The following is a 23,630-nucleotide window of genomic DNA, read 5'->3' as shown; positions in this document are numbered from 1 at the left end:
GAGCGACTAGGCTCCCCGCAAGGGCGGGGCCGTAGCGCAGAGGCAGACGCGCCGGTCTCCAAAACCGGAACACGCTGGTTCGAATCCAGCCGCCCCGCCCCCCTGCGCCGCACGGGGGCACCCCGCCTCAGGCACCCCGCGCCTCACTTAGAGTCCGCGCCGCGCCTCACGAGCGTCCGCGGTGCGCGGCTGTCAGGCCCCGGCCCGCGCCGCCATCCGTGCCTTGCGCGCCGCCAGCTTCTCGTCGAACTTGCGGGCCTCCGCGTCGAGTCCGCCCATGTAGAGGCCGAGTTCCTCCTGCGCCTTCATGCCGTCGGGGCCGAGACCGTCGATCTCCATGATCTTCAGGAAGCGGATGACGGGCGCGAGGACGTCGTCGTGGTGGATGCGCATGTTGTAGACCTCGCCGATGGCCATCTGCGCGGCGGCCCGCTCGAAGCCGGGCATCCCGTGGCCGGGCATCCGGAAGTTCACGACGACGTCGCGGACGGCCTGCATGGTGAGGTCGGGCGCGAACTCGAACGCGGCCTTCAGCAGGTTCCGGTAGAAGATCATGTGCAGGTTCTCGTCGGTCGCGATGCGCGCCAGCATGCGGTCGCAGACGGGGTCACCGGAGTGGTGGCCGGTGTTGCGGTGCGACACGCGCGTGGCGAGTTCCTGGAAGGCGACGTAGGCGACCGTGTGCAGCATCGAGTGCCGGTTGTCCGACTCGAAGCCCTCGCTCATGTGGGACATCCGGAACTCTTCGAGCTTGTCCGGGTCCACCGCGCGCGAGGCGAGCAGGTAGTCGCGCATCACGATGCCGTGCCGGCCCTCCTCCGCGGTCCAGCGGTGCACCCAGGTGCCCCAGGCGCCGTCCCGGCCGAAGAGGGTGGCGATCTCGTGGTGGTAGCTGGGCAGGTTGTCCTCGGTCAGCAGGTTCACCACGAGGGCGATCCGGCCCACCTCGGAGACCTTCGACTGCCCCTTCTCCCAGGCCTCGCCGTCCTCGAAGAAGCCGGGGAAGTTGCGGCCGTCGCTCCAAGGCACGTACTCGTGCGGCATCCAGTCCTTGGTGACCTTCAGGTGCCGGTTGAGTTCCTTCTCGACGACTTCCTCCAGTGCGTACAGCAGCCGCGCGTCGGTCCATTCGCCGGACGGGCTGCCGAGGTGGGGAGAAGTGATCGACACAGATGCTCCAGGGGGACGTACAGGGAACGGGACGTTCGGGGCTGCCTCAGGCGGGCGACCTGAACCTACGGCATCGTAGGCTACGAAGCCGTAGGTTACGATGCCGTAGGTTAAGTGCGCTGTAAAGACCGCTGATCAGCGGCGTCCCCCGAGGGCTCGGCGGGCATGCCGAAGGCCCCGTGGACCCGCAGGTCCCGGGGTCGAAGAGGGGAAGCGATCACCCGTCAGGCGTACAGTCCACGCAGCCGCACCGAGAGGCATGTCACACAGCCCTCGAGCTTCTCGAACTCGCTGATGTCGACCACGACGGGCTCATAGCCGAGGTCGGAGTACAGCTCGGCGGTCTTCGGCGCGCTCGCCGCCATCAGCAGCTTGTCGCCGCCGAGGAGCACCACGTGCGCCCCGGCCTCCTCCGGCACCGGCAGGAAGCGCCCGAACAGCGACGGGGTGTCCATCTTCGGGATGTACCCGACGACCGTGCCGTCGGGCAGCGCCGTGACCGCCGACTTCAGATGCAGCACCTTGCTCACCGGGGCGGAGACCACTCGCGCCCCGAGCGGCTCGAACGCGGCCCGCAGCTGCTGGACGCCGGCCGCGTTGGTGCGCCCGCCCCGGCCCACGAACACGGTGTCGCCGACCTTCAGGACGTCGCCGCCCTCCAGCGTGCCCGGCTCCCAGACCCAGTTCACCGAGCAGCCGAGCGCGGCCACGGCCTCCTCGATCCCCTCGGTCTCGGCCCGCCGGGACTCGGCGCCGGGGCGCGCGATCAGCGCCACGTTCTTGTACATGACGACGGTGTCCTCGACGAACACCGAGTCCGGGCAGTCGTCGGCCGGGTCCACCTCGATCGTCTCCCAGCCGTGGTCGCGCAGGGCCTCGCCGTACGCCTCCCACTGCTCGACCGCCAGGTCGACATCCACCTCCGTGCGTTCGACGTGCGTGACGAGGCCCTCGGCCAGGCGGGGGCTGGGGCGGCGGACTAGAGCCTTCTTGCTGGGCACGTGGGTGACTCCGAATCGAACGACGGTTTTCCGGCGCCCGTGAAGCGACGCCGGTCCGCCATCATGCAGTCCCGGCCCACCAGGACAAAACCGTTCCTGAGGACTGGGCAGGTGTGAGTCTGACTCAGCCGTGCGCCCCGAACGGTCCTGGGCGTGCCGGTCCCCGACGTACTCAACCCCGAGGCAGCGACACGCATCCTGTGCGTGGTCCGAGCCCGGGAGGCCGGTTCCCTGTGCGATCTGGGCAGGCGGGTAGGGCCAGAGGCGACGGGGAGGGCCCGAACCATCACTCCGGTGGAGCGGGGGCCCCGCACCCGCCGGCTACCGCCGGGGGTGCCCCAGGCGCCGTATCCGCGTCCTGGATCGCGCGATCACGTCAGCCCGGATGGCCCAGTGCACGGCATGGCAGGAAGCCGACCATCACACGATCGAGCCAAAGCGGTCTTGTGCGCGCTCCTGGGTGAGCAGTTGCCAACCCCGGGGCAGGCTGTGGTCCTCCTGAGTTACTCGGCGGTAGTCGGCCGGTCGGCGAGAGCCCAGGTCGGCCGGCCTCCGGCGCCGCCCAGATCAGTCGGCCCAGAGTTCCTCCGGGGTGGTCGCCCGCAGCTCTCCCTCCTCCATCAGCAGCCACCGTGTGATCCCGATCGACTCCAGGAACGGCAGGTCGTGGCTGGCCACGATCAGTGCGCCCTCGTACCCCTCCAACGCGGTCGTCAGCTGTCGCACGCTCGCCATGTCGAGATTGTTCGTCGGCTCGTCCAGCATCAGCAGCTGCGGGGCGGGCTCGGCGAGCATCAGGGCGGCCAGGGCGGCGCGGAAGCGCTCCCCGCCGGAGAGCGTGGCTGCCTGCTGGTCGGCCCGGGCGCCCCGGAACAGGAAGCGGGCGAGGCGCGCCCGGATCCGGTTGTTGGTCGCGTCCGGCGCGAACCGGGCCACGTTCTCGGCGACCGTCAGCCTGTCGTCGAGAACGTCGAGCCGCTGCGGCAGGAACCGCGTCGGGACGTGCGCCCTCGACTCGCCGCTCACCGGCTCCAGCTCGCCCGCGATGGTCCGCAGCAGCGTGGTCTTGCCCGAGCCGTTGCGGCCGACCAACGCGATCCGCTCCGGGCCGCGCAGATCGAGGCCGCCCGTCACCCGGGCTCCGTACCTCAGTTCCAGGTCCAGCAGGGTGAGCACGGTACGGCCCGGAGGTACGGCCGTGTACGGCAGCTCGACGCGGATCTCGTCCTCGTCCCGTACGGCCTCCACCGCCTCGTCGAGGCGTTCCCTCGCCCCGGCGAGCCGCTCCTCGTGCAGGATGCGGTGCTTGCCGGCGGACTCCTGGGCCGCCCGCTTGCGCGCGTGCGCGACGATCTTCGGCACCCGCTTCTGGTCCTGCATCTTCTGCCCGAACCGCTTGCGCCGGGCCAACTTGACCTGTGCGTCGACCAGTTCGCGCTTCTGCTTCTTCAGATCCGTCTCGGCGACCCGCACCATCCTTTCGGCCGCCTCCTGTTCGACGGCGAGTGCCTCCTCGTACGCGGAGAAGTTGCCGCCGTACCAGGTGACCTCGCCGGAGTGCAGATCGGCGATCTGGTCGACCAGGTCCAGGAGTTCACGGTCGTGGCTGACCACGACCAGCACCCCGGACCACGCCTCGACCGCGTCGTACAGCCTGCGCCGCGCGTACAGGTCCAGGTTGTTGGTCGGCTCGTCCAGCAGGAGGACGTCGGGGCGGCGCAGCAGCAGCGCGGCCAGCCGCAGCAGCACCGACTCGCCGCCCGAGACCTCGCCGATGGTGCGGTCCAGATCGACGTGGCCCAGCCCGAGCCCGCCGAGGGTCGCCAGTGCGCGTTCCTCGACGTCCCAGTCGTCGCCGATCGCCGCGAAGTGCTCCTCGGCCACGTCACCGGCCTCGATGGCGTGCAGCGCGGCGCGGGCGGTGGCGATGCCGAGCGCCTCGTCGACTCTCAGGCCGGTGTCGAGCGTGACGTTCTGCGGCAGGTAGCCGACCTCGCCGGCCACCCGCACGGTGCCGTCGGACGGGGTGAGTTCACCGGCGATCAGCTTCAACAGGGTTGATTTACCCGACCCGTTGACGCCGACGAGTCCGGTCCGGCCGGGGCCGAACGCCATCTGCAGATCCTCGAAGACCAGGGTGCCGTCGGGCCAGGCGAAGGACAGGGAGGCGCAGGTGAGGGAAAGGGGAGTAGACATGAGGAACCTCGCGGGTGAGGGAAGCGGCCAGGGGCGACGCGTTCGAAACACCGCGAGGGCGACATACGACGGGGGCGAGAGAAGGCCCGCTGCCGAAGGGACGGCTGTACGCCGAGGTCGCACGCTACGCACACAGGGGCGCCGGCATACGGCGGGCTGTGTGACGCGGTGTCTCAGGACCTCAGACGAGCAACGTCCTTCTCCAATCGACGGCAACAGGACCGTGGAACAAAGTACGGAGGGGCCGTGGGGGTGTCAACGCAATTAAGCGGCACCCGGATCGGCCGCCCCCGGCGGAGCGGGGCGGCGTCTGGGGGTGGGCCCTCAGCGGGGCGGGCCCTCAGCGGGTCGGGGCCTCAGAGGTCCGGGGCCTCAGAGGTCCGGGGCCTCAGCAGGCGTCGCGCATCAGCTCGGCCAGATCGTGGTCCAGGTCCACCTGGTGGTGTTCCAGGCCGAGCGGCACCAGATCCATCGACCGCTCCAGGAAGCGCCGTACCTCGTCGGCGTGCACGTGCACCACGGCCGTGCCCTCCGGGGCGTGGAACTCCAGGACCAGCCGGTCGTAGCCGTACGGGCGGACGCGTACGTCGCCGTAGCCGACCGGGTCCTCCATACCGGTGACGAGCAGTTCGCGGGCGAAGGTCCAGCAGACCTCGACCCCCTCCAGCGTGGCCGGGGCGGGGAAGGTCATACGGACGGCGAACGGGTCGCTGCGGTCGTAGTGGAGCGTGGCGGGAATGCTCGGCATCCGCGGCGCGGCGGCGACGAGACGGGCCTCTACGGGCTGCTCGATGACGGTGGACAACGCCTTGCTCCCTTGTGACGGGTGGACGGATTCCGGATACTGCGGCCGGGCATATGCAAAGACGCCGGATCGGGCCGATCCGTGCACATGAGGTTCGAGTGACCTCTGTCACCGGGCCCAATCACTGGGGTGATCCATTTCTCATCCCGTGTCCCGGGATATGGGAGAGGACACCGGACGCCGCCCGGTGGTTCCCGGCCGAGGCCATCTGGACGGCACCTCGTCGCTGCACTAGCTTCGCCCGCCATGAGGGGCATGGGGCAGTCGAGAAGGACGAGTCGGACGAGTCGGACGATGACGACGGGACTGGCCGCGGCGGCACTCGCCGCCGCCCTGGCGGTGCCCGCGCAGGCACACGGGGACGGCCGTCCCCCGCACTGGGAACTGAAGGAGACCGGCACCGACGTGCGCTTTCGCGGGCTGGCCGCGGTCAGCCGGAACAGCGCGTGGCTGGCGGGTTCCGCCGGCACCGTGCTCCGCACCGGCGACGGGGGCAGGACCTGGCGCAATGTCTCACCGCCCGGCGCACAGGAACTGCAGTTCCGGGACGTCGAGGCATTCGACGCACGCCGGGCGGTCGTCCTGGCCATCGGCGAGGGCGAGGCCTCCCGTGTGTACCGCACGGACGACGGCGGCGAGACCTGGACCGAGTCCTTCCGCAACACCGACCCGCGCGCCTTCTACGACTGCCTCACCTTCTTCGACCCCCGCCACGGGCTGGCCATGAGCGACCCGGTCGACGGCAGGTTCCGCATCCTGTCCACCGAGGACGGCGGCCGCTCCTGGGAGGTCCTGCCGAACGAGGGCATGCCCCCGGCCCTGGAGGGGGAGGCGGGCTTCGCGGCGAGCGGGCAGTGCCTGGTCAGCTCGGGGCCGCGCGATGTGTGGCTGGCGACCGGAGGGGCGGCCCGCGCGCGCGTGCTGCACTCCGCCGACCGGGGGCGCACCTGGACGGTCGCCGACACCCCCGTACCGGCCGGCGACCCGGCCCGGGGCGTCTTCGCGCTGGCCTTCCGCGACCGGGCGCACGGCATCGCCGTCGGCGGCGACTACCGCGCGGACCAGCCGTCACCGCAGGCCGCGGCCACCACCGGCGACGCGGGCCGCACCTGGACGCCCGCCGCGCAGCCCCCGCCCGCCTACCGCTCCGGCGTCGCCTGGCTCCCGTACAGCCGTACGACCGCTTTCGCCGTCGGCCCCACGGGGACCGACCTCACCACCGACGGCGGCCGCACCTGGCGCACGGTCGACACCGGGTCGTACGACACGGTCGACTGCACGCCGGACCGGGGCTGCTGGGCGGCGGGGGAGCGGGGACGGGTGGCCCGGCTGGAGAACTGACGCGCGCGGCGGCGTTCCGCCAGGTGGGCGGGTACGGGGTTGTTCCCGCCGAGAGGGGTACTTGTGGCGTGTTCGAATCACGGAAGGAGTGATCGGTCATGCCACGCGGTTCGAGCCCGAAGAGGGAACGCCAGTACGAGCACATCAAGGAGAGCGCCGAGGACCGCGGTGAGAGCGAGTCGCGCGCCAAGGAGATCGCCGCCCGGACCGTCAACAAGGAACGCGCCCGCTCCGGGGAGTCCAAGACCGCGAGCCGCACCTCCACCCAGGACATGTCGTCGAGCAAGCGTGGCGGGCAACGTTCGCACAAGGGATCCGAGGGACCCACGTACGACCAGCTCTACGCCGAGGCGAAGCGGCGCAACATCCAGGGCCGTTCGGACATGAACAAGAGCCAGCTCAAGCGCGCCCTGGGCGACAAGTAGCCCGGGGCGGCGCGCCCGTGACGGGATGCGTACGCTCGTCGGCACCATGACGACCGTACGCATCCCGGCGGGCTGGCCCGCCACCGAAGAGCAAGCCCTCGCCGTGCAGGACGAGTTGCGGGGGAGGGTGGTGCTCGACGAGACCGGACCACCGCCGGGCAGCGGCCGGGTCACCGGCGTCGACGTGGCGTACGACGACGAGCGGAACGTGGTCGCGGCGGCGGCCGTGGTGCTGGACGCGGCCACGCTCGACGTGGTCGCCGAGGCCACGGCGACCGGGCAGGTCTCCTTCCCCTACGTCCCCGGCCTGCTGGCCTTCCGCGAGATCCCGACGGTGCTGGCCGCGCTCGACGCGCTGCCGTGCGACCCCGGCCTCGTCGTCTGCGACGGCTACGGCCTCGCGCATCCGCGCCGCTTCGGCCTCGCCGCGCACCTCGGCGTCCTGACCGGCCTCCCCACGATCGGCGTCGCCAAGAACCCCTTCACCTTCACCTACGACGACCCGGGCGCCGCGCGCGGCAGCGCGTCCCCGCTCCTCGCGGGCACCGAGGAGGTGGGCCGCGCGCTGCGCACCCGCGACGCCGTCAAGCCGGTCTTCGTCTCCGTCGGCCACCGCGTCGACCTGGACAACGCCTGCGCCCACACCCTCGCCCTCACCCCGTCCTACCGCCTCCCGGAGACCACCCGCAGGGCCGACTCCCTGTGCCGCGAAGCCCTCCGGACGACGACGTCCTGACGCGAAGCCGGGGGTCGCGCAAGAGGCTTGAGTACGAACTGAGTACCTGTACGGATGCCGGTGCGTCGTCATGATCGGCAGGCTGTGCCGTATGACGACGCACCGAGCCCCGAAGCCCGCCGCCGGCCCCACCCAGTCGGTCGAGCGTGCCGTGACGACCGGCCTGCTCCTCGCCGTGTTCGCCGGACTGGCCTGGATCGCCGGGATGGTCTACACGCTGACCGGGTGGGCGCAGTAGACCGGTCGGCGCCTCACCCTGTCACCGGGTCGCCGCCACCCGGAACGTGATCCCCGCCGCGCGGAGCCGCTCGATCAGCGCGTCGCCCATCGCGACCGCCGTCGTGACCTGACCCGCCGTGGCCGGGAGGTCGTCGAGGGCCAGGCACAGGGCGGACTCGGCGAACATCTTCGCCGTCTCGCCGTAGCCGGGATCGCCGCCCGCGACCTCCGTGAAGACCCGGCGTCCGCCGCCCTCGCCGACGAACCGCACCGAGAACCAGCTCCTCGCCCGCTTGTCCGCGCTCGGGCCCTCGCCCGGCTTGAGCCGGTCGCCCAGCCAGCGCCGCACGGGGGGCACCTGGGCGGCGGCGACGACCGCGCCGACGAACGCGACGCCGCCCACCGCGAAGGGCAGCGTTTTGACGGCCGCGTAGTGGCGGTAGCGGAAGTCCGGCCCGTAGCGCCGCAGGGCGCGCGCCGAGCGCTGCACCACCTGCGCGTCGATGGTCGGCAGCGGCAACGCCCACGCCCCGACCTCCTTGGCGAACCGGGGGGCGCTCACCGGCGCGTACGCCCGGCGTCCCACCAGCCGCGGTTCGTGCCGCTTGCGGTCCCGTGCGGCGGCCATCGTCTCCCGGCCGCGGGAGAACCCGGTGAGCGCGGAGTTGAACGTGCCGCCCGAGAACATGCCCTCGGCGCGCACGAATCCGTCCACGGTGATCGGCACGTCGTCCGGGAGCTGACACACCGTGAAGTACGCGCCCAGGTCGTGCGGTATCGAGTCGAAGCCGGCGGCGTGCACGATGCGGGCGCCGGTCTCCCGCGCGCGGGCGTCGTGCCGGACGAACGTCAGATCGACGAACTCGGGTTCGCCGGTGAGATCCAGATAGTCGGTTCCCTCGTCCGCGCAGGCGGCCACCAACTCCTCGCCGTGGGTGATGTACGGACCGACGGTCGTGGCCACCACCCGTGCCTGACGGGCGAGTTCGCGCACGGCGTCCGGATCGGACCCGTCCGCCCGGAGCACACCGATCCCCGCGCCGCCGGGCAGCCGCTCGCGCAGCGCGGCGAGCTTCTCCGCGTTGCGCCCGGCGATCGCCCAGCGCAGCCCTTCGGGCGCGTTGGCGGCGAGATACTCCGCGGTGAGCTCCCCGACGAACCCCGTGGCCCCGTAGAGCACGATGTCGTACGCCCGCTCCGCCCTGTCCTGCCCGTTGCTCATGGAACCCCTCAGCACTCGCCCACGGCCCGTCCACGCGCCGTTGTCGGTCGCTGAGGCTAGCGTGAGGGACGAGCAGCCGCGTGCGCGGGATCCGGAGGTGGCCGTGACCGTACCGAAGAGCGCCCTGAAAAAATGGGAGAAGGTGCGCGAGTTCGCCCTCGGGATGCCCGGCGCGGTCGAGGAGTTCCCGTGGGGCGAGAGCGTCGCGAAGGTCAACAGGAAGGTGTTCGTGTTCCTCGGGACGGATGACGGCGGCTATCCGCTGGGCGTCACCGTGAAGCTCAAGGACGAGGAGACCCACGCCCACGCCCTGACCTGCCCCGGCGCCGAACCGGCGGGGTACGGCCTGGGCAGGTCCGGCTGGGTGCGCGTGCCGCTGGAGGAGAAGGGCGCTCCGGGCGCGGAGCTGCTGTGCGACTGGGTCGAGGAGAGCTACCGCGTGATCGCCCCGAAGCGGCTCATAGCGGAGCTGGAGGCCCGCTGAGGGCGGTGCCGGGGACCTGGTGGCCGCCGGGCTGACACCCGCCACGACTGGGGGCACAATGACTAAGCGTTTGCTCATTCGGGGCTTGTGCGGAGTGGAACACGTTTTAACATCACTGGTGTTACATCATTTGTGTCACAGAGCTGGGGGCTCGATGTCAGTGGCGAAGACGCCTGGGCACGGTCCGCTCGCCGGTGTGCGCGTGGTCGAACTCGCGGGCATCGGCCCGGGACCGTTCGCCGCGATGCTCCTCGGTGATCTCGGCGCCGACGTCGTCCGCGTCGACCGACCGGGCGGCGCGGGCCTCGCGGTGAACCCGCTGTACGACGTCACCAACCGCAACAAGCGTTCGGTGATCGTCGACCTGAAGTCCCCTGGCGGCCCGGACACCGTCCTCGACCTCGCCGAACGCGCCGACATCCTGATCGAGGGCTACCGGCCGGGCGTCGCCGAACGCCTCGGCGTCGGCCCCGAGACCTGCCACACCCGCAACCCGAGGCTGGTCTACGGCCGGATGACCGGCTGGGGCCAGCAGGGCCCGCTCGCCCAGCGCGCCGGCCACGACATCGCCTACCTCGCCCTGACCGGCACCCTCGGCATGACCGGGGCCCCCGGCACGCCGCCCGTCGCCCCCGCCAACCTCCTCGGCGACTACGCAGGTGGCTCCCTCTATCTCGTCGTCGGCGTCCTCGCCGCCCTCCACCACGCCCGCGCGACCGGCGCCGGGCAGGTCGTGGACGCGGCCATCGTCGACGGCGCCTCGCACCTGTCCGCGATGCTCCACGGCATGCTCGCCGCGGGCGGCTGGCAGGACCGCCGCGCCGCCAACCTCCTGGACGGCGGCTGCCCCTTCTACGGCACCTACGAGACCGCCGACGGCCAGTACGTCGCCGTGGGCGCCCTGGAGCAGCAGTTCTACGAAGAGTTCGTCGAGCTCCTGGGCATCGGGGACCGGGCCCCGGCCCGCAAGGACACGGCCGCCTGGGGCGATCTGCGCGAGACGATCGCGGCCCGCTTCAAGACCCGTACGAGGGACGAGTGGACGGCCGTGTTCGAGGGCTCCGACGCCTGTGTGGCCCCCGTCCTGTCCCTGCGCGAGGCGCCGCACCACGCGCATCTCGCGGCCCGGGGCACCTTCACCGACTTCGGCGGCATCACCCAGCCCGCCCCGGCGCCCCGCTTCTCCGCCACCCACACCTCGGTGCGCACCGGACCCGCCCAGCCGGGCGCCGACACGGCGGACGTCGCCCACGACTGGGGCATAGCGGGCCTCCTGCCCGACGCGTCCGCCGAGACCGCCGCCGACACGGCCGTCGCCACCGCAGACGCGTCCGCCGAGGCCGTCGCCGCGAAGGACACCGACTGACACCGGCCCCCGGGCCGCACCCTCCCGCCACCGAAAGGCCAGACTCGTGAGCACCGAAGCGTACGTGTACGACGCGATCCGCACCCCGCGCGGCCGCGGCAAGGCGAACGGCTCCCTGCACGGCACCAAGCCGATCGACCTCGTCGTCGGACTGATCCACGAGGTCCAGCACCGCTTCCCCGGTCTCGACCCGGCAGCCGTCGACGACGTCGTGCTCGGCGTTGTCGGCCCGGTCGGCGACCAGGGCTCCGACATCGCCCGGACCGCCGCGATCGCTGCCGGCCTGCCCGACACCGTGGCCGGCGTCCAGGAGAACCGCTTCTGTGCCTCGGGCCTGGAGGCCGTCAACCTGGCCGCCGCGAAAATCCGTTCGGGCTGGGAGGACCTGGTGCTCGCGGGCGGCGTCGAGTCGATGTCCCGGGTGCCGATGGCCTCCGACGGCGGCGCCTGGTTCAACGACCCGATGACCAACCTGGCGGTCAACTTCGTGCCGCAGGGCATCGGCGCCGACCTCATCGCCACGATCGAGGGATTCTCCCGGCGCGACGTGGACGAGTACGCGGCACTCTCCCAGGAGCGGGCGGCGGCCGCCTGGAAGGACGGCCGGTTCGACCGGTCCGTGGTCCCCGTCAAGGACCGCTCCGGACTGGTCGTCCTCGACCACGACGAGCACCTGCGGCCCGGCACCACGGCCGACTCGCTCGCCAAGCTGAAGCCCTCCTTCGCGGACATCGGCGAGTTGGGTGGCTTCGACGCGGTGGCCCTGCAGGAGTACCACTGGGTCGAGGAGATCGACCACGTCCATCACGCGGGCAACTCCTCCGGCATCGTGGACGGCGCTGCCCTCGTCGCCATCGGCACCAAGGAGATCGGCGAGCGCTACGGCCTGCGCCCGCGCGCCCGGATCGTCTCCGCGGCCGTCTCCGGCTCCGAGCCCACCATCATGCTCACCGGCCCCGCGCCCGCGACCCGCAAGGCCCTCGCCCGGGCCGGGCTGACCATCGACGACATCGACCTCGTCGAGATCAACGAGGCGTTCGCCGCCGTCGTGCTCCGCTTCGTCAAGGACATGGGCCTCTCCCTCGACAAGGTCAATGTCAACGGCGGCGCGATCGCGCTCGGCCACCCGCTCGGCGCGACCGGGGCGATGATCCTCGGCACGCTCGTCGACGAACTGGAGCGCCAGGACAAGCGGTACGGGCTGGCCACGCTCTGCGTGGGCGGCGGCATGGGCATCGCGACGATCGTCGAACGCGTCTGAAACCCCGGCGGAACCAAGAGACTTCTACGGAGACCCCCGCTATGACCGAGAGCACCACCATCCGCTGGGAACAGGACCGCACGGGCCTCGTCACCCTCGTCATCGACGACCCCGACCAGTCCGCGAACACCATGAACCAGGCATTCCGCGACTCCCTCGCGGTGACCACCGACCGGCTGGAGGCCGAGAAGGACACCATCCGCGGTGTCATCATCACCTCCGCCAAGAAGACCTTCTTCGCCGGCGGCGACCTCCGCGACCTCATCAAGGTCACCCCCGACACCGCACAGCAGCTGTTCGACGGCGGCCTGGAGATCAAGCGCAACCTCCGCCGCATCGAGACCCTCGGCAAGCCGGTCGTCGCGGCGATCAACGGCGCCGCCCTCGGCGGCGGTTACGAGCTGGCGCTCGCCTGCCACCACCGCGTCGCCCTCGACGCCCCCGGCTCCAAGATCGGCTGCCCCGAGGTCACCCTCGGCCTCCTCCCCGGAGGCGGCGGCGTGGTCCGCACCGTCCGGCTGCTGGGCATCACCGACGCCCTGCTGAAGGTGCTGCTCCAGGGCACCCAGTACTCCCCGCGGCGCGCCCTGGACAACGGCCTGATCCATGAAGTGGCCGCCACCCGGGAGGAGTTGATGGACAAGGCCCGCGCCTTCATCGACGCCAACCCCGAGTCGCAGCAGCCCTGGGACAAGCCCGGCTACCGCATCCCCGGCGGCACCCCCGCCCACCCGAAGTTCGCGGCGAACCTGCCCGCCTTCCCCGCCACCCTGCGCAAGCAGACGGGCGGCGCGCCCTACCCGGCGCCGCGCAGGATCCTCGCCGCCGCCGTCGAGGGCGCCCAGGTCGACTTCGAGACCGCCCAGGTCATCGAGGCCCGCTACTTCGTGGAGCTGGCCGCCGGCCAGACCTCGAAGAACATGATCCAGGCGTTCTTCTTCGACCTCCAGGCCGTGAACTCCGGCGCGAACCGCCCCCGGGGCATCGAGCCCCGCAAGGTCCACAGGGTCGCCGTCCTCGGCGCCGGGATGATGGGCGCCGGCATCGCGTACTCCTGTGCCCGCGCGGGCATCGAGGTCGTCCTGAAGGACGTGACGCCCGAAGCGGCCGCGAAGGGCAAGGGGTACTCGGAGAAGCTCTGCGCCAAGGCGGTCGCCAAGGGCCGCACCACCCAGGAGAAGGCCGACGCCCTCCTCGCCCTGATCACCCCCACCGCCGACCCGGCCGACCTCGCGGGCTGCGACGCCGTCATCGAAGCCGTGTTCGAGAACACCGAGCTCAAGCACAAGGTGTTCCAGGAGATCGAGGGGATCGTGGCACCGGACGCCCTGCTCTGTTCCAACACCTCCACCCTCCCCATCACCGAGTTGGCCGAGGGCGTCGTCCGCCGGTCCGACTTCATCGGCCTGCACTTCTTCTCACCCGTCGACAAGATGCCGCTCGTCGAGATCATCAAGGGTGAGCAGACCGGCGACGAGGCCCTGGCCCGCGCCTTCGACCTGGTCCGGCAGATCAAGAAGACCCCGATCGTCGTCAACGACTCGCGCGGCTTCTTCACCTCCCGGGTCATCGGCCACTTCATCGACGAGGGTGTCGCGATGGTCGGTGAGGGCATCGAGCCCGCGTCCGTCGAACAGGCGGCGGCCCAGGCGGGCTACCCCGCCAAGGTCCTCTCCCTCATGGACGAGCTGACCCTCACCCTGCCCCGCAAGATCCGCGCCGAGTCCCGGCGGGCCGTGGAGGAGGCGGGCGGCACCTGGACCGTGCATCCTGCCGAGGCCGTGATCGACCGCATGGTCGACGAGTTCGGCCGCCCCGGCCGCAGCGGTGGCGCCGGGTTCTACGACTACGGGCCCGACGGCCGCCGCGCCAAGCTCTGGCCCGGACTGCGCGAGCACTTCACGAAGCCGGGGCACCGGATTCCCTTCCGGGACATGCAGGAGCGGATGCTCTTCTCGGAGGCGCTGGACACCGTGCGGCTGCTGGAGGAGGGCGTGCTGACGTCCGTCGCCGACGCCAACATCGGGTCGATCTTCGGGATCGGGTTCCCCGGGTGGACCGGTGGGGTGCTGCAGTACATCAACGGTTACGAGGGCGGGCTCCCCGGGTTCGTCGCGCGAGCGCGTGAGCTGGCCGGGCGTTACGGGGAGCGGTTCGAGCCGCCGGCGCTGTTGGTGGAGAAGGCGGAGAAGGGGGAGCGGTTCGGGGACGAGTGAGGTTGGGGGGTGGCTGGGGCGTTCCTTTCGCCCCCGCCGCCCCTACCCTTCCCGTCCCCAGGGGCTGCGCCCCTTCGACCCCCTCGGTGCGTTCTACGTCCGCGGCTGGGTGGGGCTTCTCGCGCAGTTCCCCGCGCCCCTGACGGGGCGCGGTCCTTTCATGGGAGTGCTGGTCGAACTGTGCGGCTGTGGGGAGGAGTTGGGCATGGTGGTGGCCGGGAACATCGACGAGGTCGTGGACGGGCTCGCCCAGGTGGTGCGGGAGGCGCGCCGGGACGGTGGCCGGGTGGGGGTACTTCGCGGCGCTGTACCGACAGGTGACCGTCGAGGTCCGCACGGCCATTCACCAGGGGCTGTTCGACGACGGCGCCCGGATGGACCGCTTCGACACCCTCTTCGGCAACCGTTACTTCGAGGCGTACGACGCCTGGGGCCGTGACCGGAGCGGGCCGCGCTGCTGGCGCGAGACGTTCGGGCTGCTCGACGACGCCGACACCGTCATCGTCCAGCATCTGCTCCTCGGCGTGAACGCGCACATCAACCTGGACCTGGCCGTCGCCGCCGCCCGGACCAGCCCGGGGGGGGAGAGATCCACGCGCTACGACGCGACTTCCTGCTCATCAACGACATCCTCGGGCGGGTGGTGCTGGCTGTGCAGGACTCGCAGAGGCGCCCTCTCGCCCCTGATGTCGCTGCTGGACCAGGTCGGAGCCCGCACCGACGAGCGGATCCTCGACTTCAGCGTCCGGAGGTCGAGAGAGGAGGCCTGGTTCAACGCGGTGCTGCTGGCCGGTCAGGACGAGGAGGAGCGCGCGGCGACCGTCGAGCGGCTCGACATCCGGGCCGCCGTCCTCGCCCGGCTGATCGCCCGTCCCGGCGGCCTCGTCCGTCCCGCCCTGCAACTGATCCGGAACACCGAGAGCGACGACGTGCCCGCCGTCATCGCCCACCTGGACCGGGCCGTGCGGTGAACGCCGCGGCTCAGGACCCGGACGCCCACTGGCTCAGCTCGTCCTTCAACGATCGCTGAAACGTCGTCAACAGGGCCTGCACGACCAGCGGTTGCATATGGGCCGACAGGGACTTCACGGCCTGCGGATCGCGTTCCGCCACCGCGTCGCGGAAGAGCCGCGACAACTCCTGGGCCGCCGCGCGCGAATGCTCGATCAGCACGGTCCGCGCGGCGCGGATCGACTCCTCCGACAGGGGTACGCCGAGCAGTTCCACGCCCAGCCGGAGCAGCCCCGGGTCCACCCGGAGTTCGTCGCCGTCCCGCTCGACCACGCCCATCGCCACGAGCCGTTCGACGTCCGCCTCGCCCAGGACCCGCCCCGCCCGCCGGTCGAGCTCCTCCCGGGTGACCGTAGCCACCGCGTCCGGCGCCCAGGAGGCCACCACCGCGCGCTGGAGCGCGAGGTCGCGCGGGGTGAGGTCCGGCGGCAGCCTGCGCAGATACCCCTCGATGGCCGCCAGTGTCATGCCCTGCCGCTGCAGCTCCTCGATCAGCGCGAGCCGGGCCAGGTGCTCCCGACCGTAGTGGCCGACACGGCGGGGCCCGATCTCCGGCGGCGGCAGCAGGCCCCGGGTGCCGTAGAAGCGGACCGTACGCACCGTGACCCCCGCCCGCGCGGCCAGCTCGTCGACGGTGAGAACGATCTCCTCGGAGCCGGAGCCGGAGCCGGAGCCGGAGCCGGAGCCGGAGCCGGAGCCGGAGCCGGAGCCGGAGCCCTCCCCGATGTCGGTCGTCATGCACAGCAGTATCGCTGTCCCACCAGTGCCGTGACACCTCGGCCGGCACGGACTGTCAGTGCCGCCCCGTACGGTGGCGTCATGTCGGGGATCACATACGTCCGGGGCGACGCGACCGTGCCGCTGGGCAAGGGCGTCAAGGTCATCGCCCATGTCTGCAACGACCTGGGCGGCTGGGGCAAGGGCTTCGTCCTCGCCCTGTCCCGCCGCTGGCCGGAGCCGGAGGCCGCCTACCGTGCCTGGCACCGCGACCGCGCGAGCAACGACTTCGGGCTCGGCTCCGGCCAGTTCGTCCAGGTCGGCCGCCACACCTGGGTGGCGAACCTGATAGGCCAGCACGGCACCCGCACCGGCAGCAAGGGGGCGCCCGTTCGCTACGAGGCCATCGACACGGCCCTCGGTCTGCTCGCCGACAAGGCCCTCGAACTCGACGCGTCGGTCCACATGCCCCGCATCGGCTGCGGACTCGCCGGTGGCAAGTGGTCCCGGGTCGAGCCCCTGATCCTCGACCGGCTGGTCCGGCGCGGAACAGCGGTGACGGTGTACGACCACGGGGACTGATCCGGGGCCGGCGCGCGGTACCGCACGCCGGGGAACGGGTAGGGCACCCGTATGGATCTGCTCCCGATGGACATCGGCCCGTTGAACCCCGTCGTGGGGGAACTCGTCGTCGCGGCCGTGCTGTTCGCGCTCGTGTTCCTCTTCTTCGTCCGGCTCGTGCCCCGGATCCAGCGCGTCCTGGACGAACGCGAGGCCGTTACGAAGGGGACCGAGGCCGAGGCCGAAGTCCTGCGGGAGCAGGCCCGGATCAAGCGGGCGGAGGTGGCGCAGACCCTGGCCGAAGCCCGGCACGAGGCCGCCCGCATCCGTCAGCGCGCCGTCGAGAAGGGCACCGCCCTGATCGCCGAGGCCCGCACCGACGGCCGACGCGAGTACACCACCCTCCTCACCGAGGGCCACGCCCGCCTGGCCGCGGACCGAGCAAGAGCCGAGGCCGAACTCCACGACCACGTAACCGAACTGGCCGCGAACCTGGCGACCAGAATCCTCGGAGAGCACGTCGAGGCGAAGGTCCAGCCGCGCCCCTGAGAGAGGGCGAAGCCCACCTTTCAGGGGCGCGGGGAACTGCGCGACAAGCCACGACGAACCCGCGGTCGAGCGCCGTCCGGGTGCCCATGGCCGTCCCTGTCACACGATCGCCATTCGGCCGTCACGAGTGACCGGCCCCACGCTCCTTTCCGGCCACACCCTGGCCGAAGTCCCACGAGTATCCAAAAGTCCCTCTGTCGCACGGGAGTTGACCGCAGTACCGTCCGCGCATGCCGATATCTGTGCGACGTGCACGCTTCACGACCTGGAGATCGTTCGCGACGGCCGCCACGGCCGCCGCCCTCACCGCCACGATCCTCACCCCGGCGGCCGCCGGCACCCCGGAGCCCCGCAAGAGTGAGCCGGTCTACTCGTACGAGAACGCCGTCCGTGAATCCGTCTGGGTGGACACCGGGCTCGACGGCGACCGCGACGGGAAGCCGGACCGGGTCGCCGTCGACATCGTCCGCCCGAGTGAACCCGCCCTGCGAGGCCGGAAGATCCCGGTGATCATGGACGCCAGCCCGTACTACTCCTGCTGTGGGCGCGGCAACGAGAGTCAGCGCAAGACGTACGACGCGAACGGGAACGTCGTTCAGATGCCGCTGTTCTACGACAACTACTTCGTGCCCCGCGGCTACGCGTTCGTCGCCGTCGACCTCGCGGGAACCAACCGCTCCGACGGCTGTGTGGACGTCGGCGGCCGCTCCGACATCCAGTCGGCCAAGGCGGTGGTCGACTGGCTCAATGGCCGAGGCCGGGCGTACACCACCCGTACGGGAAGCACCAAGACCAGGGCCGGCTGGACCAACGGCAGGACCGGCATGATCGGCAAGAGCTACGACGGTACGATCGCGGGCGGCGTGGCCGCCACCGGCGTCGAGGGCCTGGAGACCATCGTGCCGATCGGCGCGATCTCCTCCTGGTACGACTACTACTTCGCCAAGGGCGCCCCCCTCTACAACTCCGGCCCCGAGTGGCTCTCCGACTACGTCGAGAGCCCCGTCGCCCGCGCCAAGTGCGGCCATGTCCAGCAGCGACTCGTCGACGGCGCCCCGCGCACCGGCGACTGGACCCCGCTGTGGACCGAGCGGGACTACGTCAAGGACGTGCGGAAGATCGACGCCAGCGTCTTCGTCGTCCACGGTCAGCAGGACCTCAACGTCCGCCCCAAGCACTTCGGCCAGTGGTGGGACGCGCTCGCGAAGCACGGCGTCGAGCGGAAGATCTGGCTCTCCGAGGTCGGCCACGTCGACCCCTTCGACTTCCGCCGCGCCGCCTGGGTCGACACCCTGCACCGCTGGTTCGACCACGAACTCCTCGGCTACGACAACGGCATCGACGACGAGCCGATGGCCGACATCGAACGCCACCCGGACCAGTGGGAGACGTCCAGGGTCTGGCCGCCGCGCGCCACCAAGGCCACGACCCTGCGCCCCGCCGAGGGCACCGCGCCCGGTGTCGGCACCCTCGGCCTGCGCAAGCGGTCCGGCACCGAGACCTTCACCGACGACCCCACGCTGAACGAGACCGACTGGGCCGCCCACGTCGACAGGTCCACCCCGGAGAAGGCGGGCTTCGTCACCGCGCCCCTCACACAGGACCTGCGGCTCTCCGGCTCCTCCAAGGTGACCGTCACCGCCACGCCCACCACCTCAAGCGCCCACCTCTCGGCGGTCCTCGTGGACCTCGGCCCGGACACCATCCGCGACTACTCCACCGCCGGCGAGGGCATCACCACCCTCACCGAACGCACCTGCTGGGGCCCCAGCACCACCGGTGACAGCTCCTGCTTCCGGGAGACGAAGGCCAAGACCGCGGACGTCGACTACACGATCTTCAGCCGCGGCTGGGCCGACCTCGGCAACCACTCCTCCGCCACGGGCGCCCCGCTCACCCCCGGCACCCCGTACACGATCACCCTCGACCTGCACGCGAGCGATCACGTCGTCCCGGCCGGACACCGTCTCGCACTGATCATCGCGGGCACCGACGAGGACCTCATCGACCCGCCGTCCAGCACGCCCACCCTGACCATCGACCTCAAGCGCACCTCCGCGCAGGTCCCGTTGGTCGGCGGCGGCGCGGCCTTCGCGAAGGCCACCTCGGGCACCATCGCCCGCCCGGAGGCCTCGGTCCTCGACGGCGTACGCGACCCGAGCCGGGCCGCCCGCGTCCCGGGCGGTGGCGTGTGAGGGCCCGCATCGCGGCACTGCTCGCCACGGCCCTCGCAGTGCCCCTGCTGTCGACTCCGGCGCACGCGACGGACACCGCTCTGCCACGCACCGGATTCGAGCGGTCGGGCGGTGCACGCTGGACCGGCCAGCCCGAGGAGCAGGCCTTCCTGGCCGCCGTCGACCGGGCGAGCGACCGGGTGTCGACGACCCGGATCGGCACCACCGAGCAGGGCCGTCCGCTCCAGCTCGTCCGGATCGGCACCCGCCCCACCTCGCGCACGGTCCTGCTCATCTGCAGCCAGCACGGCGACGAGCCCTCCGGCCGCGAGGCCTGCCTCACCACCCTGCGCGACCTCGCCTTCGCCAGGGACGAGCGGACCGAACGGCTGCTGAGATCCACCACGGTGCTCGTCGTCCCCACCGCCAACCCCGACGGCCGGGCCGCCGGCACCCGGGGCAACGGCGACGGCGTCGACATCAACCGCGACCACCTCGCCCTGCGGACCGCCGAGGCGCGGGCCCTCGCCGCCGTCGTGCGCGACCGCCGGCCCGACATCGTCTACGACCTGCACGAATACGGCGCCACCCCGCAGTACTACGACAAGGATCTCTTCGACCTCTGGCCGCGCAACCTCAACACCGACCCGGCCGTCCACGCTGAGGCGCGCACGCTCTCCCTCGGCCACGTACGCCCGGCCGCCGGGGCCGCGGGCCACTCGACCGGCACCTACGGCATCTGGACCGACCCGGTGACCGGCGACCCGATCCGCCAGGTCGCCGGCGACGGCCAGGAGCGCATTCTGCGCAACATGTCGGGAATCAAGCACTCGGTCGGGCTGCTGATCGAGAGCAGGGTGGAACCCCTGACGGCCGACACCCCGGAGCCGGTCAACAACCTGCGCCGGGTGTACTCCCAACTCGCCGCCCTGAAGGGCCTGTTCGGCTTCGCCGTCGAACGCGGCCGACAGGTGGACCGGGTGACCGGCGCGGCCCGTCTGGCCGGCCTCCGCGACACCGGCCCGGTCTATGTCGGCGGCGCCGACAACGACCCCGCCGAACCCGCCGAGGTGATCGAGGACCCGCCCTGCGGCTACCGGCTCACCCCACAGCAGTACGAGGAGGTCGCCGACGAGCTGGCGCTGCACGGCGTCCGCGTACGGCCGGAAACCGACGGCGACGGGGGCGGCGTCCTGGTACCGCTGCGCCAGCCGTTCCGCGCGCTGGTCCCGCTGCTGTTCGACGCGCAGGCCCCGTACCGCCTGACGGAAGGGGTGCCCGACGCCGACTGTTGAAAGAGAAAGGATCGAAGTCACATGTGGTAGGGGTTCCTGGGCAGGAGAAGGTCAGTTCCAGCCACTCGCTGAAAGGTTCCACCTGTGACGCACGATCATCGCACCACCCACCACGGGGGAGGCGCGCTTCCAGGCTCGGAGGCGGGTCTCCCCGGCGGCGGGCGGCCCCGGACGGACCCCGTAGTGTTCGGTGTGACGGCGGCCCTCACCCTGGCCTTCGTGCTCTGGGGCGCCATCTGGACCGACGCGCTCGAAACCGTCTCCGGCAAGATGCTGAACGGCCTCATCCACAACGGTGGCTGGGCGTTCATGCTGGCCGCCTCCTGCTTCGTCGTCTTCGCCCTGTGGCTCGCGGTCAGCCGCTACGGCCGCATCCACCTCGGCGTCGAGGGCGAGAAACCCGAGTTCCGCACGGTCTCCTGGGTCGCCATGATGTTCAGCGCCGGCATGGGCATCGGCCTGATGTTCTACGGCGTGAGTGAGCCCCTCGCCCACTACACCTCGCCCCCGCCGGGCACCGGCCCCCAGGGCTCCGGCGAGCGCATGGAAACGGCGATGGCGACCACCCTGTTCCACTGGACGCTGCACCCCTGGGCGATCTACGCGGTGGTCGGCCTCGGCATCGCCTACAGCACCTTCCGCAAGCAGCGCCGTCAGACCATCAGTGCCGTCTTCACCCCGCTGATCGGCGAGAAGCGCGCAGGCGGCACCGTCGGCCGGGCCATCGACATCCTGGCGATCATCGCCACGATCTTCGGTTCGGCGGCCTCCCTGGGCCTCGGTGCCCTCCAGATCGGCTCGGGCTTTCGCGAACTGAACTGGATGGACAAGGTCGGCACCGGCCTGCTCGTCGCGATCATCGCCGTCCTGACCCTGGCCTTCGTGGCCTCCGCCGTCTCCGGGGTGGAGAAGGGCATCCAGTGGCTGTCCAACACCAACATGGTGCTGGCCCTGTTGCTGGCCGTCTTCGTCTTCGTCGCCGGACCCACCATCCTGGTCCTCGACCTTCTGCCGACCTCGGTCTTCTCCTACCTCGGCGACCTGCCCCAACTCGCGGGCCGCACCGAGGCTTCTGGTGGCGAGGGTGTGGCCGACTGGCTCGGCAGCTGGACCGTCTTCTACTGGGCGTGGTGGATCTCCTGGACGCCCTTCGTCGGCATGTTCATCGCCCGCATCAGCCGCGGCCGCACCATCCGCCAGTTCGTCGGCGGCGTCATCCTCGTCCCCAGCACGGTCAGCCTCGTCTGGTTCGCGGTCTTCGGCGGCACGGCGATGCGGCTCCAGGGACAGGGCCGGCTCGGTGAGGAGGCCACACCTGAAGGTCAGCTCTTCGCGGTCCTGCACGAGTTCCCCCTGGCCACGGTCTCCAGCCTGCTCGTGATGATCCTCGTCGGCATCTTCTTCGTCTCCGGCGCCGACGCCGCATCCATCGTCATGGGCACGCTCTCGCAGCGTGGCGCGCTCGAACCCGGCCGCTTCGTCGTCGTCTTCTGGGGCATCGTCACCGGGGCCGTCGCCGCGATCATGCTCCTCGTCGGCAGTGGCCAGGGAGACGCCCTGACCGGCCTGCAGAACCTCACGATCCTGGCCGCCGCGCCGTTCGTCCTGGTGATGATCGGCATGTGCGTCGCGATGATGCGCGACCTGCGGCGGGACCCCGTGATGGTCCGCGAGGAGATGGCCTCCGAAGCGGTCGAACTGGCCGTCATCGAGGGCCACAAGCGCTATGACGGCGAATTCGAGATCAGGGTCGGTCCGGGCCAGGGCACGGAGATCGAGGGGGACCCGATCGGGCATCGCGCGGAGTAGACACGCGCCGGGGCAGGGCGCCCCGCGCCCCACCAGGGGCGCGGGGAACTGCGCGACCAGCCCCCACGACCCGCACCCGACCGACGACCCCCTCCTTCCCGACGCCCGCTCAACCCGTGGCCAGCCGCGCAGCGACCCGCGCGCACCCCCAGGCCACCGTCACCCCTGCCCCACCGTGCCCGTAGTTGTGCACCAACACCCTCCCGCCCGGCAGGAGTTCCCGCTCCAGGCGGACCGCCGGGCGCGAGGGTCGCAGCCCGACCCGGTGCTCGACGATCCGCGCCCCGGCGATCTCGGGCCGAACTGCCGCACACCGCCTCACGATCGCCTCCGCGATCACCGGGTCCGGCGTCAGGGACCAGGCGTCCTCCTCCGCCGTACCACCGAGGATCAGCCCGCCCGGCTGCGGGATGAAGTACGTGCTCTCGGAACCGGAATGGTCCACCGAGGTGAGCCAGGTGGTGATCCCCGGGTTCTCCACGACGACCAGCTGCCCCCGCACCGGCCGTACGGACGGGTCCGGCACCAGCTCCCGCGCGCCGATCCCCGTGCAGTTGACGACCACGGGGGCGTCGACCGCCGCGAGGTCGGTCACCGTGCGCTCCTCCACGACGCCGCCCGCCGCGACGAACCGCTCGCGCAGCCACCGCAGATGGACCGGCATGTCGAGCAGCGGCAGCGGCGCCCACAGCCCGACACCCCGGTACTCCCCGGCCGTCGCCAACCGCAGCCCGGCCACCCGCGAGGCCCACGCGCCGAGCCCGTCCAACGTGGTCCCACCGTGTACGCCTTCGACCATGCGTACGCCCGTCTCGTCCGGCCGGGCCGCCAGCCCCTCGTACACGTCGAGGGTGTCGAGCGCCCACGCGCCGACCAGTTCCTCCGGCTCGATCCGGTACGGCCACCACAGTCCACCCGCGACGCCGGACGTCGCGCGCTCCCCGGGCTCCCGCGCCCACACCCGGACCCGGCTGCCGCTCTCCGCCAGCACGACGGCCGTCGTGAGACCGACGACGCCGCCACCGACCACGATCACGTCACTGTTCGATTCACTGGTCACCCGGGGACGTTA

The 23,630-nt window shown here is 71.5% G+C and carries 21 protein-coding genes and 1 tRNA gene; 15 read left to right on the top strand and 7 right to left on the bottom strand.

Annotation, left to right across the window (positions count from 1 at the left end):
- The first annotated feature begins 23 nt into the window (after window positions 1-23).
- A tRNA-Trp gene (locus P8T65_RS06780) sits at window positions 24-99 on the top strand.
- A 93-nt stretch (window positions 100-192) separates the two neighbouring features.
- Here the strand turns inward: P8T65_RS06780 and P8T65_RS06775 are convergent.
- The 4 genes from P8T65_RS06775 to P8T65_RS06760 all read right to left on the bottom strand — a co-directional run bounded on the left by P8T65_RS06775 (window position 193) and on the right by P8T65_RS06760 (window position 5,172).
- Window positions 193-1,170, bottom strand: a complete 978-nt coding sequence (locus tag P8T65_RS06775; protein ID WP_316724457.1) for an acyl-ACP desaturase — start codon at window positions 1,168-1,170, stop codon at window positions 193-195.
- A 224-nt stretch (window positions 1,171-1,394) separates the two neighbouring features.
- Window positions 1,395-2,171 carry a dimethylargininase gene (gene ddaH, locus P8T65_RS06770; RefSeq protein ID WP_316724456.1) on the bottom strand — a complete coding sequence of 259 codons (777 nt, stop codon included), beginning with the start codon at window positions 2,169-2,171 and terminating at the stop codon, window positions 1,395-1,397.
- A 567-nt stretch (window positions 2,172-2,738) separates the two neighbouring features.
- Window positions 2,739-4,367, bottom strand: a complete 1,629-nt coding sequence (locus P8T65_RS06765) for an ABC-F family ATP-binding cassette domain-containing protein (protein WP_316724455.1) — start codon at window positions 4,365-4,367, stop codon at window positions 2,739-2,741.
- Between the two features lie 388 nt (window positions 4,368-4,755).
- Window positions 4,756-5,172, bottom strand: coding sequence for an SsgA family sporulation/cell division regulator (locus P8T65_RS06760; protein WP_215454158.1), 417 nt, complete (start codon window positions 5,170-5,172; stop codon window positions 4,756-4,758).
- Window positions 5,173-5,466: 294 nt separating this feature from the next.
- Between P8T65_RS06760 and P8T65_RS06755 the strand changes: the two genes are divergently transcribed.
- The 4 genes from P8T65_RS06755 to mmpA all read left to right on the top strand — a co-directional run bounded on the left by P8T65_RS06755 (window position 5,467) and on the right by mmpA (window position 7,912).
- Window positions 5,467-6,513, top strand: a complete 1,047-nt coding sequence (locus P8T65_RS06755) for an oxidoreductase (RefSeq protein WP_316724454.1) — start codon at window positions 5,467-5,469, stop codon at window positions 6,511-6,513.
- 98 nt (window positions 6,514-6,611) lie between these two features.
- Window positions 6,612-6,938 carry a plasmid stabilization protein gene (locus P8T65_RS06750; RefSeq protein WP_316724453.1) on the top strand — a complete coding sequence of 109 codons (327 nt, stop codon included), beginning with the start codon at window positions 6,612-6,614 and terminating at the stop codon, window positions 6,936-6,938.
- 46 nt (window positions 6,939-6,984) lie between these two features.
- Window positions 6,985-7,674: an endonuclease V gene (locus P8T65_RS06745; RefSeq protein ID WP_316724452.1), complete on the top strand. Its 690-nt coding sequence runs from the start codon at window positions 6,985-6,987 to the stop codon at window positions 7,672-7,674.
- A gap of 91 nt (window positions 7,675-7,765) precedes the next feature.
- Window positions 7,766-7,912 carry a morphogenic membrane protein MmpA gene (mmpA, locus tag P8T65_RS06740; protein ID WP_184904173.1) on the top strand — a complete coding sequence of 49 codons (147 nt, stop codon included), beginning with the start codon at window positions 7,766-7,768 and terminating at the stop codon, window positions 7,910-7,912.
- A 21-nt stretch (window positions 7,913-7,933) separates the two neighbouring features.
- Here the strand turns inward: mmpA and P8T65_RS06735 are convergent, their stop codons facing one another.
- Window positions 7,934-9,115, bottom strand: a complete 1,182-nt coding sequence (locus P8T65_RS06735) for a saccharopine dehydrogenase NADP-binding domain-containing protein (protein WP_316724451.1) — start codon at window positions 9,113-9,115, stop codon at window positions 7,934-7,936.
- A 103-nt stretch (window positions 9,116-9,218) separates the two neighbouring features.
- Between P8T65_RS06735 and P8T65_RS06730 the strand changes: the two genes are divergently transcribed.
- The 5 genes from P8T65_RS06730 (at window position 9,219) to P8T65_RS06710 (ending at window position 15,413) form a co-directional block, all read left to right on the top strand.
- The gene (locus tag P8T65_RS06730) at window positions 9,219-9,599 is read left to right on the top strand and encodes an MmcQ/YjbR family DNA-binding protein (RefSeq protein WP_316724450.1); all 381 of its coding nucleotides are present in this window, start codon (window positions 9,219-9,221) and stop codon (window positions 9,597-9,599) included.
- Window positions 9,600-9,753: 154 nt separating this feature from the next.
- Window positions 9,754-10,965, top strand: coding sequence for a CaiB/BaiF CoA-transferase family protein (locus tag P8T65_RS06725; protein ID WP_316724449.1), 1,212 nt, complete (start codon window positions 9,754-9,756; stop codon window positions 10,963-10,965).
- 46 nt (window positions 10,966-11,011) lie between these two features.
- Window positions 11,012-12,226, top strand: a complete 1,215-nt coding sequence (locus tag P8T65_RS06720; protein WP_230213800.1) for an acetyl-CoA C-acetyltransferase — start codon at window positions 11,012-11,014, stop codon at window positions 12,224-12,226.
- 41 nt (window positions 12,227-12,267) lie between these two features.
- A complete protein-coding gene (locus P8T65_RS06715; protein WP_316724448.1) occupies window positions 12,268-14,442 on the top strand; it encodes a 3-hydroxyacyl-CoA dehydrogenase NAD-binding domain-containing protein in 2,175 nt (724 codons plus the stop codon).
- 278 nt (window positions 14,443-14,720) lie between these two features.
- Complete coding sequence (locus P8T65_RS06710; RefSeq protein ID WP_316724447.1) at window positions 14,721-15,413, top strand: DUF5995 family protein; 693 nt, start codon at window positions 14,721-14,723, stop codon at window positions 15,411-15,413.
- 10 nt (window positions 15,414-15,423) lie between these two features.
- Here the strand turns inward: P8T65_RS06710 and P8T65_RS06705 are convergent, their stop codons facing one another.
- A complete protein-coding gene (locus tag P8T65_RS06705) occupies window positions 15,424-16,191 on the bottom strand; it encodes a MerR family transcriptional regulator (protein ID WP_316724446.1) in 768 nt (255 codons plus the stop codon).
- 81 nt (window positions 16,192-16,272) lie between these two features.
- Between P8T65_RS06705 and P8T65_RS06700 the strand changes: the two genes are divergently transcribed.
- From P8T65_RS06700 to P8T65_RS06680, 5 genes are all read left to right on the top strand, one after another.
- Window positions 16,273-16,752, top strand: coding sequence for a macro domain-containing protein (locus P8T65_RS06700; RefSeq protein WP_316724445.1), 480 nt, complete (start codon window positions 16,273-16,275; stop codon window positions 16,750-16,752).
- A gap of 51 nt (window positions 16,753-16,803) precedes the next feature.
- Window positions 16,804-17,280, top strand: coding sequence for a hypothetical protein (locus tag P8T65_RS06695; RefSeq protein WP_316724444.1), 477 nt, complete (start codon window positions 16,804-16,806; stop codon window positions 17,278-17,280).
- Window positions 17,281-17,510: 230 nt separating this feature from the next.
- Complete coding sequence (locus P8T65_RS06690; RefSeq protein WP_316724443.1) at window positions 17,511-19,475, top strand: Xaa-Pro dipeptidyl-peptidase; 1,965 nt, start codon at window positions 17,511-17,513, stop codon at window positions 19,473-19,475.
- Window positions 19,472-20,749, top strand: coding sequence for a M14 family metallocarboxypeptidase (locus P8T65_RS06685; RefSeq protein WP_316724442.1), 1,278 nt, complete (start codon window positions 19,472-19,474; stop codon window positions 20,747-20,749). Before P8T65_RS06690 ends, P8T65_RS06685 begins: the two co-directional genes overlap by 4 nt.
- Before the next feature lie 84 nt (window positions 20,750-20,833).
- Window positions 20,834-22,558, top strand: coding sequence for a BCCT family transporter (locus tag P8T65_RS06680; protein ID WP_316724441.1), 1,725 nt, complete (start codon window positions 20,834-20,836; stop codon window positions 22,556-22,558).
- Between the two features lie 109 nt (window positions 22,559-22,667).
- On the opposite strand, the gene P8T65_RS06675 is transcribed toward P8T65_RS06680, so the two are convergent.
- Window positions 22,668-23,618, bottom strand: coding sequence for an FAD-dependent oxidoreductase (locus tag P8T65_RS06675; protein WP_316724440.1), 951 nt, complete (start codon window positions 23,616-23,618; stop codon window positions 22,668-22,670).
- Window positions 23,619-23,630: the final 12 nt, after the last annotated feature.

The organism is Streptomyces sp. 11x1 (assembly GCF_032598905.1).
GTDB lineage: Bacteria > Actinomycetota > Actinomycetes > Streptomycetales > Streptomycetaceae > Streptomyces.
The sequence above is the reverse complement of the archived record's forward strand: the minus strand, read 5'-3'. Positions and strand labels throughout refer to the sequence as shown.